The 18,090-nt window shown below is 55.0% G+C and carries 13 protein-coding genes and 1 pseudogene; 12 read left to right on the top strand and 2 right to left on the bottom strand.

What is annotated here, in order from left to right; translation table 11 throughout:
* Positions 1-115 (bottom strand): annotated as a pseudogene (locus tag AC3G3F_RS18535) (gp53-like domain-containing protein); the annotation flags it as partial.
* 199 nt (positions 116-314) lie between these two features.
* Between AC3G3F_RS18535 and AC3G3F_RS18530 the strand changes: the two are divergent.
* The 5 genes from AC3G3F_RS18530 (at position 315) to AC3G3F_RS18510 (ending at position 4,693) form a co-directional block, all read left to right on the top strand.
* Complete coding sequence (locus tag AC3G3F_RS18530; RefSeq protein WP_488395506.1) at positions 315-695, top strand: DUF1353 domain-containing protein; 381 nt, start codon at positions 315-317, stop codon at positions 693-695.
* A gap of 2 nt (positions 696-697) precedes the next feature.
* On the top strand, positions 698-1,441 hold the full coding sequence (locus AC3G3F_RS18525; protein WP_488395504.1) for a hypothetical protein: 744 nt from the start codon (positions 698-700) through the stop codon (positions 1,439-1,441).
* Entirely contained in the window at positions 1,404-1,970 is a 567-nt protein-coding gene (locus AC3G3F_RS18520; RefSeq protein ID WP_116685040.1) for a baseplate complex protein, read from the top strand. Before AC3G3F_RS18525 ends, AC3G3F_RS18520 begins: the two co-directional genes overlap by 38 nt.
* Positions 1,954-3,642 (top strand): type VI secretion system Vgr family protein, encoded by a 1,689-nt coding sequence (locus AC3G3F_RS18515; protein ID WP_070802020.1) that lies wholly within the window; start codon positions 1,954-1,956, stop codon positions 3,640-3,642. Before AC3G3F_RS18520 ends, AC3G3F_RS18515 begins: the two co-directional genes overlap by 17 nt.
* A 910-nt stretch (positions 3,643-4,552) precedes the next feature.
* Entirely contained in the window at positions 4,553-4,693 is a 141-nt protein-coding gene (locus tag AC3G3F_RS18510) for a Hok/Gef family protein (protein WP_070800776.1), read from the top strand.
* A 231-nt stretch (positions 4,694-4,924) separates the two neighbouring features.
* On the opposite strand, the gene AC3G3F_RS18505 is transcribed toward AC3G3F_RS18510, so the two are convergent.
* Complete coding sequence (locus AC3G3F_RS18505) at positions 4,925-4,984, bottom strand: type I toxin-antitoxin system Ibs family toxin (protein WP_108418456.1); 60 nt, start codon at positions 4,982-4,984, stop codon at positions 4,925-4,927.
* 282 nt (positions 4,985-5,266) lie between these two features.
* Between AC3G3F_RS18505 and mdtA the strand changes: the two genes are divergently transcribed.
* The 7 genes from mdtA to trhP all read left to right on the top strand — a co-directional run bounded on the left by mdtA (position 5,267) and on the right by trhP (position 17,753).
* On the top strand, positions 5,267-6,508 hold the full coding sequence (mdtA, locus tag AC3G3F_RS18500) for a multidrug efflux RND transporter subunit MdtA (RefSeq protein ID WP_070801820.1): 1,242 nt from the start codon (positions 5,267-5,269) through the stop codon (positions 6,506-6,508).
* A complete protein-coding gene (gene mdtB / locus AC3G3F_RS18495; RefSeq protein ID WP_053528862.1) occupies positions 6,508-9,630 on the top strand; it encodes a multidrug efflux RND transporter permease subunit MdtB in 3,123 nt (1,040 codons plus the stop codon). The genes mdtA and mdtB overlap by 1 nt, the downstream gene beginning before the upstream one ends.
* Entirely contained in the window at positions 9,631-12,711 is a 3,081-nt protein-coding gene (mdtC, locus tag AC3G3F_RS18490) for a multidrug efflux RND transporter permease subunit MdtC (RefSeq protein ID WP_053510414.1), read from the top strand.
* Positions 12,708-14,120: an MFS transporter gene (gene mdtD, locus AC3G3F_RS18485; RefSeq protein ID WP_023248273.1), complete on the top strand. Its 1,413-nt coding sequence runs from the start codon at positions 12,708-12,710 to the stop codon at positions 14,118-14,120. The genes mdtC and mdtD overlap by 4 nt, the downstream gene beginning before the upstream one ends.
* Positions 14,120-15,523 carry an envelope stress sensor histidine kinase BaeS gene (baeS, locus tag AC3G3F_RS18480; protein WP_079813472.1) on the top strand — a complete coding sequence of 468 codons (1,404 nt, stop codon included), beginning with the start codon at positions 14,120-14,122 and terminating at the stop codon, positions 15,521-15,523. The genes mdtD and baeS overlap by 1 nt, the downstream gene beginning before the upstream one ends.
* Complete coding sequence (gene baeR / locus AC3G3F_RS18475; RefSeq protein WP_023248275.1) at positions 15,520-16,242, top strand: envelope stress response regulator BaeR; 723 nt, start codon at positions 15,520-15,522, stop codon at positions 16,240-16,242. The genes baeS and baeR overlap by 4 nt, the downstream gene beginning before the upstream one ends.
* 149 nt (positions 16,243-16,391) lie before the next feature.
* Positions 16,392-17,753 carry a prephenate-dependent tRNA uridine(34) hydroxylase TrhP gene (gene trhP / locus AC3G3F_RS18470; RefSeq protein WP_488395510.1) on the top strand — a complete coding sequence of 454 codons (1,362 nt, stop codon included), beginning with the start codon at positions 16,392-16,394 and terminating at the stop codon, positions 17,751-17,753.
* Positions 17,754-18,090: the final 337 nt, after the last annotated feature.

Below are 18,090 nucleotides of genomic sequence, written 5' to 3'. Positions count from 1 at the left end.
CGCTGTCACTGTCGCCGATATTGATGCTCGGTGTGCTGCCGTCAAAAGCACCGGTTCCTATGTTACCGATACTGACGCGTTTTGTCGGATTGAGGGTTTCTTTTAAACCGACGTTTACGGGAATGCAGTAATGCCGCGCAAATGGCGCAACCCTGCCCTGTAAAGAGATTGTTTATTACGTAAACGGGCTAAATTCATGGGTCAATAAATAATCAGAAAGCACTATTACTACAATGCGCATTGATTTGAATAGAATATGAACAGATTTTGAAGGTAAAATAAGCGTAACGGTAGCCAACAGGCAGGCTTACGCAATGAGTAAATTCACAACCCCCGCAATTCTTGAAATGCTCGATCACTATCTTTGGCGTGTGCATGAACCCTTTGAGTTTTACCTCAGCGACGACAACAGTGACGTAATCAGCGTGCCAGCCGGATTCGTTACCGATCTCGCCACCGTTCCGCGCGTATTCTGGTCAGTCATGCCGCCAGACGGTAAGTACGCCAAAGCGGCGATAATCCACGACTACCTCTACGATAATGCGTTACGCACGAAGAAAGAGGCCGATTTAATATTCCTTGACGGAATGGCAGTGCTTGGCGTGCCTAAGTGGAAACGGATTGTGATGTATCTGGCCGTGCGCATTTTTGGCCGGGGTAATTATTCCAAAGACCAGCAGGCAAGAGAGGCGTAGATATGTGGTTTCCGGCAAAACTGGCACTTCCGGCAGGAAATATTAAACCCGTAACATGTTCAGCGATGGCCGTACACCCGTGGGACGAGGAAGCGGGACACGTCACGCCTGACGGCGCGTATTTAAGCCCGGTCAACGCAATAACCCACCTCAACAGCAAACTTTCAGGTCTGACCGGAAACAACGACATTGCCATCGTAATGATAACAGGCAGCGATAATAACGGTTTTATTCGTCAGTTATCCGCGCTGGCAGACGCACTCCCATTACCCACACTAACGCAGACGTTAAGACGTGCCAGAACGCAGCTCACTCAGGCCATCACCAGAATGCAGATCCCAGCCACACCGCAAAACGGACTTCCTGCACCACAACAGCTTATCGTCAGTACGCTACAGAACGCCGTCAGTAACAGCGCCACGCTTGACGCCGTAAAAGCGGAAGGTCTGGCCTCCCTGAACGACCTGAAGGGCGCGTTATCCGGTTTTCAGGCGCAGCGCCAGCAGTTGCAACAGCAGATAACTGACGAACTGGCGGGCATGGGTGATAAGCTGGCGAAAGTGTTCGCTTTCGTACATACCGGCGACGCCGTTTTAGCCCGCGTGGAGATGATGAAAAATATTCCGCACCCCACCGCATCACTGACGTATGCACATATGTTCGTGGGCGATCTTTCCGGTATGAAGAACTGGATAACGAAGGTAGAAAATGAGCCAGAACACAACAACCCCATTACTGGCCCTTAACGGTCAGATAATCCCGCTAAAGCGTTTAAGCGTCAGTGTGAAACTGAATATCAGGGACAAGGACGCGTCCGGCAAGTCATCCAGCACCGCCAGTTCTGAACAAGGGGTGAAGGCCAAAGAACTACAGGTATCAGGACTTATCCCCTTTGAACAACCCGAAGCCCTGACCCTGTTATTTCGCCTGGCGGAAGCCAAAGCGGCCAGCGGCGCACAGCAGGTTTACCGTATCGGCAATATGGACGCCAAAGCGGTCAATATGCAGCAGGGGATCTTTTCCGGCGCAGTGGGCGCAGTCCCTGAAATAGGCCTGATGGCCTGGAAAGTCGATTTTACCCTGAAAGAAAAACTCAGCAGCGCCGAAAAGGCCATCGGACGCGGCCCGGCTGGTAGTCAGAGTGCCGAACAGCACGCACAGGCCGCCAAAGCAGGCACCAAAGACGGCAAGCCGGAAGAACACGGCTGGTTCTGGGAGTTTTCTTCCTGGTTAAATAAAAAAATAGGCCCGGCAGGCAATGAAACCAATTCGTGATCTCAGAATTAACGGCAAGCCTTACCCCGTCGTGGAAGAAAATATTGTGCTGCGTCTCAATGGCGCGGGAACGGGCTTTATCACCATCAACGACACCGACGACAAAACCCCGCTGCGTGGCAGGTCAGTAGAACTTTCCATCGGCTACAACGATCAGCCGGTCAGATGGTTTTCAGGCTACGTGGAAAACGACAGCCGCACCGGAAAGGGGCTGCGTAAACTGATGGTGCGCGAAGCCGCCGCCATTCTGCAATACCCGCTCAACGTCTCGATGCAGCACCCGACGCTAAAGCAGGTCGCAAAACACATCGAAGACAACACCGGGCTGCGCGTGCAGCTACCGGACGCGGACTACACCACCACGCCGATCCCTCATATGACCCATAACGGCAACGGCTATCAACTGATGACCCTGATTGGCCGCGCATTCAATATCCCGGATTACGTCTGGTATCCGTCAGTCGACGGCATCGTCTATGTCGGCAGTTTTGCCGATTGCCGCTTTGCAAAACGCCCGGTACAACTGCCGGTCGAAATAACCAAAGACGACCACGGGGCCAACGGCTGGACTGTGCAGACTATCCCCATGATTCGCCCTGGTGTGGTCATGAACGGCCACCGCATAAGCCAGGTACAGCTACAGGGCGACAGCATGATAATTAGCTGGAGTGATGGCCGTCAGTCTCCCATGCAGCGCCAGGTTGAAACCCTCTACCCCGAACTGGGCAACAAAACCCACCTCCCACGCATGGGCCGCGTCATTGCCCCGACCGAAAACACCACTCAGGGCGATTTGCACGATGAATTTCGCCCGCGCTACGCCGTCAACGTGCAGCCGCTCGACGAGAACGGCAACCCGGCGAAAGACACGCCGGTTTATAACGCCGTACCGGTTCCCGTACCGATGGCCGGTAGTGAATCCGGCCTGTTCCAGTACCCGCCAGCGGGAACGCTGGTTACACTGGCCCACGTTGACGGCAGACCGGATAAACCCGTCATCACCGGCACCCACGCCCACGGTCAGAGCCTCCCGGACATTAAGCCAGGCGAACAGCTACAGCAGCAACGCGCGGAGGTATTCCAGCGCGTACACACGGACGGTAGCTGGCAACGGGAAACCGATCAGGCTATTCGCGAGAAGTCCACCGACCGCACCATAGAGAACACCACGGAGACGCGCACCAGTACCACGCGTAATGTCACCGTAAAGGCCAACAGCACCATGACGGTACTCGGCACTCATAAGCTGATGAGCGGTCATATCCAGCACATAGCAGACGGAGATTACGCCGTCGCCGCCACGAAGAAACTGCTACAGCACGCCGACAGCGCCGAACTCGACGTTACCCACCAGTGGCAGACCAGCGCGGAGAACGCCACGCACAACGTAGCGCAGGTGCTGGAAGAAAAGATTGGCCAGATTAAAAAATCCGTCGCTGGCCAGATGCAACAAATCATTGCCCCGCAGGTCTGGTTCGGCAGCAGCACCATCAACACGCTTAACCTCATGCTGGATCTTTGCGACACCGTTCAGCAACTGGCGCAGCTCACCGCACAGCACACGCACACCAACAACGGCAGTTCACAGCCTACCAACAGCGGCAGCATAAGCGCCACGGCGTCAAAGGCTGGCGACCTGAAAGCGAAGTACAGCGCCGTGATTAAGCAGTGATCATCACGTCAAAAGCCGTGCCAACAAAACACAGACAAATAAGCCTTTCGCATCATCCTTCGCACATCAATAAAAACAATTCATCGAACCAGACGAAAGCCCGACGCACCGGGCTTCCTCGTCCTAACCCAACCCGCCACTAAACGCGCTGTATCGCATTCTGAGCAGACTTTAAATAAAAAAACATCGCGCACGTCTTAAATCACGTTCGTAACGCCTGAAAGCATACGCGAACGCTACGCGGAGATTTGACGGCACAACGAGGGCAGATTACGGCAGCGGCACAAGCCCCCCGCGCTTGCGCTTTCCACGATAAAAATTTTTTGCCAAATAAATTTGCGCAAAATGATACCCCAGACCGCGCCAGCACTGGCGCTTTACAAAAAAGCGGTTTGGCACAGAGTGTCAAAGATTGCCAGACTTTGCCAAATTAACGTTAAAAAAGGAGCTAAAAGAAAAACTAACCATCTGAAAAACAAGACTATTTTTTGCTTTCGTCATTTTGCAGGATCTAAACGCCGCCAAAGTACCGCGCACCAGAACAACATAAGGCAATGAAATAAAACAGAAAAACAAAAGATCAGGTAAAGATCGTTTTGGCACAGCGTTACACAGTTCCACCGTGAAACTATTTTCAGGCGCAAACAAAAACCGCTCACGAAAGCAGCGACAAAAGCAGAAAAATTTTAACTTTCGTGGAGTTCAGACCGGATTACTTGAAACTTTACGTAGCGAGGCGGGAAGAAATCAGTAGAATGGTCGCGGGTGCCTTCGACTTTCCGGTCGGAGGGATTACCCGAAGGCCAGAAAAGCGAAAGCCCCGGAAAACATTTCTGTTTAACCGAGGCTCTAGCCAATCTACCCTAGACAAGTAGAAGGTTAGCGCCTCTCCGATAAGGAGTAAAGCGCTATGTCGCAAAAACCGTTATTCGTCATCACAATTTTTGTGGTGATAATCCTCACATTCTCCATGCTGCATGGATCGTTATGTGAAGTGCGTATGAAGTTTTGGGGAGCGGAGTTTGCGGCGTTCTTACAGTGTAAGCAGTAAGGAAACCGCGACCGGGGAGTAATCCCCGGTCATTCGGTTGTTTAAGGTAGCGGTCGTAAGGCACCCTTTGCAGGACATGAACATTATCACAAAAAGCAAAGCCCACGGCGTCAAAACCGTGGGCTTTTTTGATCTTTTTAATGGCATAAAATGGACACTTAAAAATAATTATATATTTAAATCAAATAGATGAAGCCACCATAATAGAGGATTCCTCCTCCCCCTGGTGTCTTAGTAAGCTGGTAGGCTAATCACTAAGAGTATCACCAGTATGATGACTAACTTCATCATAACCCTTTCCTTATTTTGGCCCCTTCCTCGGGAGGGGCTTTCCTGTTTCAGCGTCCTGCTGAAATCGGTGGCTTACCTTCCTTGCCGTGCCGCCACTTTACCGCACTCCGGCGCGTTAACGATTTTCACCGATGAGAGTTGCGTAGCGCCTCGCAAAGCGGGCCGCCATTCAGAATAATCCCGGCCGTGTTCCATAATTCCTCCATTTTTCTCCCTTCCCTGCTGACTACAATAGAGGGAGCAACATTCCGCAAAACGTTTCAGGATGAGAAACTTATCACGATGAAAGGCAGTAATACTTTCCGCTGGGCAATAGCGATTGGGGTTGTAGTGGCCGCCGCCGCGTTCTGGTTCTGGCATAGCCGTAGCGAAAGCCCGACCGCCGCGCCGGGCATCGCCGCGCAAGCGCCGCATACCGCCGCCGCAGGTCGCCGCGGTATGCGCGACGGCCCTCTGGCGCCGGTACAGGCCGCGACCGCGACCACGCAGGCCGTACCGCGCTATCTGAGCGGGCTGGGTACCGTGACCGCCGCGAATACCGTTACGGTGCGTAGCCGCGTGGACGGTCAACTCATCGCCCTGCACTTTCAGGAAGGTCAGCAGGTCAACGCAGGCGATCTGCTGGCGCAAATCGATCCCAGCCAGTTTAAGGTCGCCCTGGCGCAGGCGCAGGGACAGTTGGCGAAAGATAACGCTACGCTGGCAAATGCGCGTCGGGATCTGGCGCGCTATCAGCAACTGGCAAAAACCAATCTGGTTTCCCGCCAGGAACTGGATGCGCAACAGGCGCTGGTCAACGAAACCCAGGGGACAATTAAAGCGGATGAAGCCAATGTCGCCAGCGCACAGTTACAGCTCGACTGGAGTCGTATCACTGCCCCGGTCTCGGGGCGCGTGGGTCTGAAACAGGTGGATGTCGGCAACCAGATTTCCAGCAGCGATACCGCGGGTATTGTCGTCATTACGCAAACGCACCCGATTGATCTCATTTTTACTCTGCCGGAAAGCGATATCGCGACCGTGGTTCAGGCGCAAAAAGCGGGGAAAACTCTGACCGTAGAAGCCTGGGATCGGACTAACTCGCACAAATTGAGCGAAGGCGTATTGCTCAGTCTGGACAACCAGATTGATCCCACGACGGGAACGATCAAAATTAAAGCGCGCTTTACGAATCAGGACGATACGCTGTTCCCTAATCAATTTGTGAACGCCCGGATGCTGGTCGATACCGAACAAAATGCCGTTGTGGTGCCTGCCGCGGCGGTGCAGATGGGCAATGAGGGCCACTTTGTGTGGGTGCTGAACAACGAAAATAACGTCAGCAAGAAGCGGGTAAAAGTCGGTACTCAGGATAACCGAAACGTGGTAATCAGCGCAGGATTGTCGGCAGGCGATCGCGTCGTTACCGATGGTATTGATCGGCTGACGGAAGGTGCAAAAGTCGAGGTTGTTGAGCCGCAAACCACCATGGCGGATGAAAAATCACCTTCCCGCCATGAGGGGCAAAAAGGAGCGCGCGCCTGATGCAGGTATTACCTCCGGGCAGTACGGGCGGCCCGTCGCGCCTGTTTATTCTGCGCCCCGTCGCCACCACGCTGCTGATGGCGGCGATTTTACTCGCCGGGATTATCGGCTATCGCTTCCTGCCCGTCGCCGCTTTGCCGGAGGTCGACTACCCCACTATTCAGGTTGTTACGCTCTACCCTGGTGCCAGTCCGGATGTGATGACCTCCGCCGTTACCGCGCCGCTTGAGCGCCAGTTCGGCCAGATGTCAGGACTTAAGCAGATGTCGTCGCAAAGCTCCGGCGGTGCATCGGTGGTGACGCTACAGTTTCAGTTGACGCTGCCGCTGGACGTTGCCGAGCAGGAAGTACAGGCGGCGATTAACGCAGCCACCAATTTATTGCCTTCCGACCTGCCGAATCCGCCGATTTACAGCAAAGTCAATCCGGCGGACCCGCCGATTATGACGCTTGCCGTCACCTCAAACGCGATGCCGATGACACAGGTAGAGGACATGGTAGAAACCCGCGTGGCGCAGAAGATCTCGCAGGTCTCCGGCGTCGGGCTGGTGACGCTTGCCGGCGGGCAGCGCCCTGCGGTACGCGTAAAACTGAATGCTCAGGCTATCGCCGCGCTCGGTCTGACCAGCGAAACTATCCGTACCGCAATTACCGGTGCCAACGTCAACTCGGCGAAAGGCAGTCTGGATGGCCCCGAACGGGCGGTGACGCTTTCTGCTAACGATCAGATGCAGTCTGCCGACGAATACCGCAGGCTTATCATCGCGTATCAAAACGGCGCGCCGGTACGACTGGGCGACGTCGCTACCGTCGAACAGGGGGCGGAAAATAGCTGGCTCGGCGCATGGGCGAATCAAGCGCCAGCTATCGTGATGAATGTTCAACGCCAGCCCGGCGCCAATATCATTGCGACAGCGGACAGCATTCGCCAGATGCTGCCCCAGCTTACCGAAAGCCTGCCAAAATCGGTGAAGGTCACGGTCCTGTCCGATCGCACCACCAATATTCGCGCTTCCGTGCGCGATACCCAGTTTGAACTGATGCTGGCGATCGCGTTGGTCGTCATGATTATCTATCTGTTTTTACGCAATATTCCTGCCACAATTATTCCCGGCGTCGCCGTACCGCTGTCGCTTATCGGCACCTTTGCGGTGATGGTATTTTTGGATTTTTCCATTAATAACCTGACGCTGATGGCGCTCACTATCGCCACGGGTTTCGTGGTGGATGATGCGATCGTGGTGATCGAGAACATCTCACGCTACATCGAAAAAGGAGAAAAACCGCTGGCGGCGGCGCTCAAAGGCGCGGGTGAAATCGGCTTTACCATTATTTCCCTCACCTTTTCACTGATTGCGGTACTGATCCCGTTGCTCTTTATGGGCGATATTGTTGGTCGACTGTTCCGCGAATTTGCAGTGACGTTGGCGGTAGCGATTTTGATCTCCGCCGTCGTCTCTTTGACGCTAACGCCCATGATGTGCGCGCGTATGCTCAGCCAGCAATCTCTGCGTAAACAAAATCGCTTTTCCCGCGCCTGCGAGCGGGTGTTTGAACGCGTGATCGCCAGCTACGGACGCGGATTAGCGAAAGTGCTCAACCATCCATGGCTCACATTGAGCGTGGCATCCGCTACGCTCCTGCTCAGCGTTATGCTGTGGATAGTCATCCCAAAAGGGTTCTTTCCGGTACAGGATAACGGCATTATCCAGGGGACTCTGCAGGCGCCGCAATCGTCATCGTATGCCAGTATGGCGCAACGTCAGCGCCAGGTGGCCGAGCGGATATTACAGGACCCGGCGGTGCAAAGCCTGACTACTTTTGTTGGCGTAGACGGCGCTAATCCCACGCTGAATAGCGCGCGCCTGCAAATTAACCTCAAGCCGCTGGATGCGCGTGATGACCGCGTACAACAGGTAATTTCCCGGCTGCAAACCGCCGTGGCGACGATTCCCGGCGTGGCGCTGTATCTCCAGCCGACGCAGGATTTAACCATCGACACGCAGGTCAGCCGCACCCAGTATCAGTTTACCCTGCAGGCCACTACGCTCGATGCGCTCAGCTACTGGGTGCCAAAACTGCTGAACGCGTTACAGTCGTCGCCACAGCTCTCTGAGGTAAGCAGTGACTGGCAAGATCGGGGATTAGCGGCCTGGGTGAATGTCGACCGCGACAGCGCCAGCCGTCTGGGTATCAGCATGGCGGATGTGGATAACGCGCTCTACAACGCGTTCGGACAACGCCTGATTTCAACGATTTATACCCAGGCGAACCAGTACCGCGTCGTGCTGGAACATAATACCGCCAGCACGCCGGGACTGGCGGCGCTGGAGACGATTCGCCTGACGAGTCGCGACGGCGGCACCGTACCGCTCAGCGCGATTGCCAGCATTGAGCAGCGCTTCGCCCCGCTCTCCCTCAATCATTTAGATCAGTTCCCGGTCACGACATTTTCGTTTAACGTGCCGGAGGGCTATTCGCTCGGCGATGCGGTGCAGGCGATTCTCGATACGGAAAAAACGCTCGCCCTGCCAGCGGATATTACAACGCAGTTTCAGGGCAGTACGCTCGCCTTCCAGGCGGCGCTGGGCAGCACCGTCTGGCTTATTGTCGCCGCCGTGGTGGCGATGTATATCGTGCTCGGCGTGCTGTATGAGAGTTTTATCCATCCGATCACGATTCTCTCAACGCTGCCTACGGCGGGCGTCGGCGCGCTGCTGGCGCTGATAATCGCTGGTAGCGAGCTCGATATTATCGCCATTATCGGCATTATTTTGCTGATCGGCATCGTGAAGAAAAACGCCATCATGATGATTGACTTCGCCCTCGCCGCCGAACGAGAACAGGGGATGAGTCCGCGCGACGCTATCTTCCAGGCTTGTCTGCTGCGTTTTCGACCGATTCTGATGACCACGCTGGCGGCGCTGCTCGGGGCATTGCCATTAATGTTGAGTACCGGCGTTGGCGCGGAATTACGTCGCCCGTTGGGGATCGCGATGGTGGGCGGCTTACTGGTCAGTCAAGTATTAACTCTGTTTACCACACCGGTGATTTATCTCCTGTTTGACCGCCTGTCGCTGTACGTGAAAAGCCGCTTCCCGCGTCATAAAGAGGAGGCGTAGATGCGCTTTTTCGCCCTTTTCATCTACCGCCCGGTCGCCACCATTTTGATTGCCGCCGCCATTACGCTGTGCGGTATTCTGGGTTTTCGACTGCTGCCGGTCGCCCCGCTGCCGCAGGTCGATTTCCCGGTGATTATGGTTAGCGCCTCGCTGCCGGGTGCCTCGCCGGAAACCATGGCTTCGTCGGTGGCGACACCGTTGGAGCGTTCTTTGGGACGCATTGCTGGTGTCAATGAAATGACCTCCAGCAGCTCGCTCGGCAGTACGCGCATTATTCTCGAATTTAATTTTGACCGTGATATTAACGGCGCGGCGCGCGACGTGCAGGCCGCCATCAACGCCGCGCAAAGCGTGTTGCCAGGTGGAATGCCCAGCCGCCCGACTTATCGCAAGGCCAACCCGTCCGACGCGCCAATTATGATTTTAACGCTCACCTCGGAGAGCTGGTCACAGGGCGAACTGTATGATTTCGCCTCTACCCAACTGGCGCAAACCATCGCGCAAATTGACGGCGTCGGCGATGTTGACGTCGGCGGCAGCTCCCTGCCTGCGGTACGCGTAGGCTTAAACCCGCAGGCGCTCTTTAACCAGGGCGTCTCGCTGGATGAGGTCCGCGAAGCGATCAACAGCGCCAACGTACGCCGACCGCAAGGCGCAATTGAAGATAGCGTCCACCGCTGGCAAATACAGACCAACGACGAACTGAAAACCGCCGCCGAATACCAGCCGCTGATTATTCACTATAACAACGGCGCGGCGGTACGCCTGGGCGATGTCGCTAGCGTCACCGACTCGGTACAGGATGTCCGTAACGCCGGGATGACGAACGCTAAGCCCGCTATTTTATTGATGATTCGCAAGCTGCCGGAGGCCAACATTATTCAGACGGTAGACGGCATCCGGGCAAAACTGCCGGAACTGCGGGCAATGATCCCCGCCGCTATCGATTTACAAATCGCCCAGGATCGTTCGCCGACGATTCGCGCGTCGCTGCAAGAGGTAGAAGAAACGCTGGCTATCTCTGTCGCGCTGGTGATCCTGGTGGTGTTTTTATTCCTGCGTTCCGGGCGCGCCACGCTAATCCCCGCCGTCGCCGTTCCCGTTTCGCTCATCGGCACCTTCGCCGCCATGTATCTGTGCGGCTTCAGCCTCAACAATCTGTCGCTGATGGCGCTGACTATCGCGACCGGATTTGTCGTTGATGATGCCATTGTGGTGCTGGAAAATATCGCCCGCCATCTGGAGGCGGGAATGAAACCTTTGCAGGCGGCATTACAGGGTACGCGGGAAGTCGGGTTTACGGTTATCTCCATGAGTCTGTCGCTGGTGGCGGTATTTCTGCCGCTGCTGTTAATGGGTGGCCTGCCGGGGCGGTTATTACGGGAATTCGCCGTCACCCTCTCGGTGGCGATTGGCATTTCGCTGGTGGTCTCGCTCACGCTGACGCCGATGATGTGCGGCTGGATGCTTAAATCAAGCAAACCGCGCACCCAGCCGCGTAAACGGGGCGTTGGCCGTCTGCTGGTCGCCTTGCAACAAGGTTACGGCACCTCGTTAAAATGGGTGCTCAACCATACGCGTCTGGTCGGCGGGGTTTTTCTTGGCACCATTGCGCTGAACATCTGGCTTTATATCGCCATTCCTAAAACATTCTTTCCGGAGCAGGACACCGGCGTGCTGATGGGCGGTATTCAGGCTGACCAGAGCATCTCTTTCCAGGCCATGCGCGGCAAGCTGCAGGATTTTATGAAAATTATTCGCGACGATCCGGCGGTGAATAATGTCACCGGTTTTACCGGCGGATCGCGGGTGAATAGCGGCATGATGTTTATTACGCTGAAGCCGCGCGGCGAACGTAAAGAGACGGCGCAGCAAATCATTGACCGACTGCGGGCCAAACTGGCAAAAGAACCCGGCGCCAGGCTGTTTCTGATGGCGGTACAGGATATTCGCGTCGGCGGGCGTCAGGCTAACGCCAGTTATCAATATACGTTGCTGTCTGACTCCCTGACGGCGCTGCGCGAATGGGAGCCGAAAATACGCAAAGCGCTCTCGGCCCTGTCGCAACTGGCGGACGTTAACTCCGACCAGCAGGATAACGGCGCGGAGATGAACCTTATCTACGACCGCGACACCATGTCACGGCTGGGCATTGATGTTCAGGCCGCAAACAGTCTGTTAAATAATGCTTTCGGCCAGCGGCAAATTTCCACCATTTATCAGCCGATGAACCAGTATAAAGTGGTGATGGAAGTCGATCCGCGCTATAGCCAGGATATCAGCGCGCTGGAGAAAATGTTTGTTATCAACCGTGACGGAAAAGCGATCCCCCTCTCTTATTTCGCCCAATGGCGGCCCGCCAATGCGCCGCTGTCGGTGAACCATCAGGGGCTTTCCGCGGCGTCCACGATTGCCTTTAACCTGCCGACCGGCACATCGTTATCGCAGGCGACGGAAGCCATTAATCGCACCATGACGCAGCTTGGCGTCCCCCCGACGGTACGCGGCAGTTTTTCCGGAACGGCGCAAGTCTTCCAGCAGACCATGAATTCACAGCTTATTTTGATAGTGGCGGCGATCGCTACCGTCTACATTGTGCTGGGGATACTGTACGAAAGCTACGTCCATCCGCTGACCATTCTCTCTACTCTGCCATCGGCGGGCGTTGGGGCGCTTCTGGCGCTGGAACTCTTCAATGCCCCTTTCAGCCTAATCGCCCTGATAGGGATCATGCTATTAATTGGCATTGTGAAGAAAAACGCCATTATGATGGTCGATTTTGCGCTTGAAGCGCAACGACGCGGCGGCCTGACGCCAGAACAAGCCATTTTCCAGGCCTGCTTGTTACGCTTCCGTCCAATAATGATGACCACGCTGGCGGCGCTGTTCGGCGCACTGCCATTGGTGTTATCTGGCGGAGACGGTTCGGAATTACGGCAGCCGCTGGGGATAACCATTGTCGGCGGTTTGGTCATGAGTCAGCTCCTGACGCTCTATACCACGCCAGTGGTGTACCTCTTTTTCGATCGTCTGCGGCTGCGTTTTTCGCGTAAAAATAGCAAACCGGTAGTAGAGATATGACAGAACTTCCTGACAACACCCGCTGGCAACTCTGGATTGTGGCATTCGGCTTTTTTATGCAGTCGCTGGATACCACCATCGTCAACACTGCGCTGCCCTCCATGGCGAAAAGCCTGGGGGAAAGCCCGCTGCATATGCACATGGTAGTGGTGTCATATGTTCTCACCGTCGCCGTGATGCTCCCCGCCAGCGGCTGGCTGGCAGATAAAATCGGCGTGCGTAATATTTTCTTTGCCGCTATCGTGCTGTTCACTCTGGGTTCGCTGTTTTGCGCCCTCTCCGGCACGCTTAATCAACTGGTATTAGCGCGGGTTTTACAAGGCGTAGGCGGCGCGATGATGGTGCCGGTCGGACGCCTGACGGTCATGAAAATCGTGCCGCGTGCGCAATATATGGCGGCGATGACCTTCGTCACCCTGCCAGGCCAGGTAGGGCCGTTACTCGGCCCCGCGCTGGGCGGGGTGCTGGTGGAATATGCTTCATGGCACTGGATCTTTCTGATCAATATCCCGGTAGGAATTGTCGGCGCTATCGCGACCTTTATGCTGATGCCGAACTACACCATAGAAACCCGGCGCTTTGACCTGCCGGGGTTCCTGCTGCTAGCCATCGGCATGGCGGTACTGACGCTGGCGCTGGACGGTAGTAAAAACATGGGGATCACGTCCTGGACATTAGCCGGACTTGCTGCGGGCGGCGCGGCAGCAATTCTGCTCTATCTCCTTCATGCCAAAAAAAACTCAGGCGCGTTATTCAGCCTGCGATTGTTCCGTACGCCCACGTTTTCACTGGGGTTGCTGGGCAGTTTTGCCGGGCGTATCGGCAGCGGTATGCTGCCGTTTATTACGCCGGTCTTTTTGCAGATTGGTCTCGGTTTTTCACCGTTTCATGCCGGCTTGATGATGATCCCCATGGTGCTGGGCAGCATGGGAATGAAGCGGATTGTGGTGCAGATAGTTAACCGTTTTGGCTATCGTCGGGTTCTGGTGGCGACCACGCTCGGACTGGCATTGGTTAGCCTGTTGTTTATGTCGGTCGCGCTGCTCGGCTGGTATTATCTCCTGCCGCTGGTACTGCTTTTGCAGGGAATGGTGAACTCGGCGCGTTTTTCTTCCATGAATACCCTAACGCTAAAAGACCTTCCCGATACGCTGGCCAGCAGCGGCAATAGCTTATTATCGATGATTATGCAGCTCTCGATGAGTATCGGCGTCACTATTGCCGGAATGCTGCTGGGTATGTTTGGTCAACAGCATATTGGTATAGACAGTAGCGCCACACATCACGTCTTTATGTACACCTGGCTATGTATGGCGGTTATTATCGCGCTACCGGCGATAATTTTTGCCCGCGTACCGAACGATACACAGCAAAACATGGTCATTTCACGGCGTAAAAGGAGCCTGTAATGAAAGTCTGGCGGCCCGGAATCACCGGCAAGCTGTTTCTGGCGATTTTCGCCACCTGCATCGTGCTGCTGATCAGTATGCATTGGGCCGTACGCGTCAGTTTTGAACGCGGATTTATTGACTATATCAAACACGGTAACGAGCAGCGGCTACAAATGCTGGGCGATGCGCTGGGCGACCAGTACCAGCAACACGGCAACTGGCGTTTTTTACGCAACAACGATCGCTTCGTTTTCCAGATTCTGCGTTCATTTGAGCATGACAACGACCGGGATAAACCCGGCCCCGGTATGCCGCCGCACGGTTGGCGCACCCAGTTCTGGGTCGTCGATCAAAATGGCCGTGTGCTGGTAGGCCCACGCGGTCCGGTGCCGCATGACGGTACTCGCCGGCCCATTCTGGTCAATGGCGCCGAAGTCGGCGCGGTTATCGCCTCTCCTGTCGAGCGGCTGACGCGCAATACGGATATTAATTTTGATAAGCAGCAGCGGCGCGCCAGTTGGATGATCGTGGCGTTATCAACGTTGCTGGCCGCGCTGGCGACGTTTTTGCTGGCGCGCGGCCTGCTCGCTCCGGTCAAACGGTTGGTCGAGGGTACGCACAGACTGGCGGCGGGAGATTTTACCACTCGCGTGACCCCAACCAGCGCCGATGAGCTGGGAAAACTGGCGCAGGACTTTAACCAGCTTGCCAGCACGCTGGAAAAAAACCAACAGATGCGCCGCGACTTTATGGCGGATATTTCCCACGAACTGCGCACGCCGCTGGCGGTATTGCGTGGCGAACTGGAAGCCATTCAGGATGGTGTTCGCCAGTTCACGCCGGAATCCGTTACCTCGCTACAGGCGGAAGTCGGTACGCTTACCAAACTGGTTGACGATCTGCATCAGCTTTCGTTGTCTGACGAGGGAGCGCTGGCTTACCAAAAAACTACCGTCGATCTTGTTCCCCTGTTGGAAGTCGCTGGCGGCGCGTTCAGAGAGCGTTTTACCAGCCGAGGGCTAACGCTACATTACGCATTGCCAGATAGCATGACCATCTTCGGCGACCCGGATCGCCTGATGCAACTGTTTAATAATCTGCTGGAAAACAGTCTGCGCTACACCGACAGCGGCGGCGGCCTGCATATTTCGGCCGAACAACGCGACAAATCATTACTCCTGACCTTTGCCGATTCTGCACCGGGCGTCAGCGATGAACAGTTACAAAAACTTTTTGAACGTTTTTACCGCACAGAAGTTTCCCGTAACCGCGCCAGTGGCGGTTCTGGACTGGGGCTGGCGATATGCGTCAATATTGTACACGCGCATAACGGTCATCTTCACGCCGCTCATTCGCCTTTTGGCGGGGTTAGCATTACAGTAGAGTTACCGCTGGATCGCGATTTACAGAGAGAAGTATGACTGAGTTACCCATTGATGAAAACACGCCGCGCATTTTGATTGTTGAAGATGAACCCAAGCTGGGACAGTTGCTTATCGACTACTTACGCGCGGCGAGTTACGCCCCCACGCTCATCAATCACGGCGACAAGGTACTGCCGTATGTGCGTCAAACGCCGCCGGATCTGATCCTGCTGGATCTGATGCTGCCGGGTACGGATGGTCTGACGTTATGCCGGGAGATTCGCCGTTTTTCCGACATCCCCATTGTGATGGTCACGGCCAAAATCGAAGAGATCGATCGGCTGCTTGGGCTGGAAATCGGCGCCGATGATTATATCTGTAAGCCTTATAGCCCGCGCGAAGTCGTGGCCCGCGTAAAAACGATTTTGCGCCGCTGTAAACCGCAGCGCGAACTCCAGCAGCAGGATGCCGAAAGCCCGTTAATGATTGATGAAAGCCGCTTTCAGGCCTCCTGGTGTGGTAAAGCGCTGGATTTAACCCCCGCTGAATTCCGTCTGCTAAAAACCTTATCGCTTGAACCGGGTAAAGTTTTTTCCCGCGAGCAGTTGTTAAATCACCTCTACGACGACTACCGTGTGGTGACCGATCGCACTATCGACAGCCACATTAAAAACCTGCGCCGCAAACTGGAATCGCTGGATGCCGAACAGTCATTTATACGTGCGGTCTACGGGGTGGGATATCGCTGGGAAGCAGACGCGTGCAGGATTATCTGATGGCGTTTCGCTTATCACGCCCACCATCCGGCGTTATCCTTTACCTCCCCGCGCCACAGCGCTACAATGCCCGCCCTTAAAGTGAGGACTCTCCTCCAGCCGCCTCATCAGGTGAGGCGGATCTGACCTGTCATCAGAACGAGAAAATGATGTTTAAACCAGAACTCCTTTCGCCGGCGGGAACGCTGAAAAACATGCGTTACGCTTTCGCTTACGGCGCCGATGCCGTCTATGCGGGCCAACCGCGCTACTCTTTACGCGTGCGTAATAACGAATTCAATCACGAAAATTTGCAGCTTGGCATCAACGAAGCCCACGCGCTCGGAAAAAAATTCTACGTGGTGGTGAACATCGCCCCGCATAACGCCAAGCTCAAAACCTTTATCCGTGACCTGAAACCCGTCGTCGAGATGGGCCCGGATGCGCTGATCATGTCCGATCCCGGGTTGATTATGCTGGTACGCGAGCACTTCCCGGCAATGCCGATTCATCTGTCGGTACAGGCTAACGCCGTAAACTGGGCGACGGTAAAATTCTGGCAGCAGATGGGGCTGACCCGTGTGATTCTCTCCCGCGAGCTGTCGCTGGAAGAGATTGAGGAAATTCGCCAACAGGTGCCGGATATGGAAATAGAAATTTTCGTCCACGGCGCGCTATGCATGGCCTACTCCGGTCGCTGCCTGCTTTCCGGCTACATCAACAAACGCGATCCGAACCAGGGCACCTGCACCAATGCCTGCCGTTGGGAATATAACGTGCAGGAAGGAAAAGAAGACGTTGTCGGCAACATCGTGCATAAGCACGAACCGATTCCGGTACAGAACGTTGAGCCGACGCTCGGTATCGGCGCGCCGACGGATAAAGTGTTTATGATAGAAGAAGCCCAAAGACCGGGCGAATACATGACCGCGTTCGAAGACGAGCATGGCACCTATATCATGAACTCAAAAGATTTGCGCGCTGTCGCCCACGTGGAGCGCCTGACGAAAATGGGCGTCCACTCGCTGAAAATCGAAGGCCGCACCAAATCCTTTTATTACTGCGCCCGTACCGCGCAGGTCTACCGTAAGGCCATCGACGATGCCGCCGCAGGTAAACCCTTCGACCCCACGCTGCTGGAAACGCTGGAAGGTCTGGCCCATCGCGGCTATACCGAAGGTTTCCTGCGTCGCCATACGCACGACGATTACCAGAACTACGAGTACGGGTACTCCGTTTCCGAACGCCAGCAATTTGTCGGCGAGTTCACCGGCGAGCGTAAAGGCCAACTGGCGGCCGTGGCGGTGAAGAATAAATTCTCCGTCGGCGATAGTCTGGAGCTGATGACGCCACAGGGAAATATCAATTTCACCCTGGAACAGATGGAGAATGCCAAAGGCGACGCTATGCCGGTGGCGCCTGGCGACGGCTATACCGTCTGGATGCCTGTCCCGCAGGATGTCAGGGTGGATTACGCACTATTGATGCGTAATTTCTCAGGCGAATCAACGCGTACCCCCCATGCTAAGTAGTTAATTGCGGTTATTTTTTCATGGCGGGAAGATTCTTAGAAATTGATCACATACCGCTTCGCTCAATACGGGTATTATTCAACGCGCTGAAAAACATAACCCATAAATGCTAGCTGTACCAGGAACCACCTCCTTGGCCTGCGTAATCTCCCTTACGCAGGCTTATTTTTTTCGTGTAATCCATAAAAAAAGCGGCACTTCCCACCACATCTAAATATTGACCACATTAACAAAAGCGCAAATGGGCACTTAGTTTAGCGTGACCTCCCTATTCATTGCCGACCCGCAAGTCATAACCCTCCCCGTATCCGGTCAGACTCAGGACTTAGCATTGTGA

This window comes from Salmonella sp. FC25216 (assembly GCF_057751355.1).
This window is presented reverse-complemented; position numbering and strand designations above follow the sequence as displayed.

Excerpts from the sequence above, each read along its gene's own strand:
- mdtA (WP_070801820.1), top strand. The coding sequence starts at position 5,267 with ATGAAAGGCAGTAATACTTTCCGCTGGGCAATAGCGATTGGGGTTGTA.
- baeS (WP_079813472.1), top strand. The coding sequence starts at position 14,120 with ATGAAAGTCTGGCGGCCCGGAATCACCGGCAAGCTGTTTCTGGCGATT.
- AC3G3F_RS18530 (WP_488395506.1), top strand. The coding sequence starts at position 315 with ATGAGTAAATTCACAACCCCCGCAATTCTTGAAATGCTCGATCACTAT.
- AC3G3F_RS18510 (WP_070800776.1), top strand. The coding sequence starts at position 4,553 with ATGTCGCAAAAACCGTTATTCGTCATCACAATTTTTGTGGTGATAATC.
- mdtD (WP_023248273.1), top strand. The coding sequence starts at position 12,708 with ATGACAGAACTTCCTGACAACACCCGCTGGCAACTCTGGATTGTGGCA.
- AC3G3F_RS18525 (WP_488395504.1), top strand. The coding sequence starts at position 698 with ATGTGGTTTCCGGCAAAACTGGCACTTCCGGCAGGAAATATTAAACCC.
- AC3G3F_RS18520 (WP_116685040.1), top strand. The coding sequence starts at position 1,404 with ATGAGCCAGAACACAACAACCCCATTACTGGCCCTTAACGGTCAGATA.
- AC3G3F_RS18515 (WP_070802020.1), top strand. The coding sequence starts at position 1,954 with ATGAAACCAATTCGTGATCTCAGAATTAACGGCAAGCCTTACCCCGTC.
- baeR (WP_023248275.1), top strand. The coding sequence starts at position 15,520 with ATGACTGAGTTACCCATTGATGAAAACACGCCGCGCATTTTGATTGTT.
- mdtB (WP_053528862.1), top strand. The coding sequence starts at position 6,508 with ATGCAGGTATTACCTCCGGGCAGTACGGGCGGCCCGTCGCGCCTGTTT.
- trhP (WP_488395510.1), top strand. The coding sequence starts at position 16,392 with ATGTTTAAACCAGAACTCCTTTCGCCGGCGGGAACGCTGAAAAACATG.
- mdtC (WP_053510414.1), top strand. The coding sequence starts at position 9,631 with ATGCGCTTTTTCGCCCTTTTCATCTACCGCCCGGTCGCCACCATTTTG.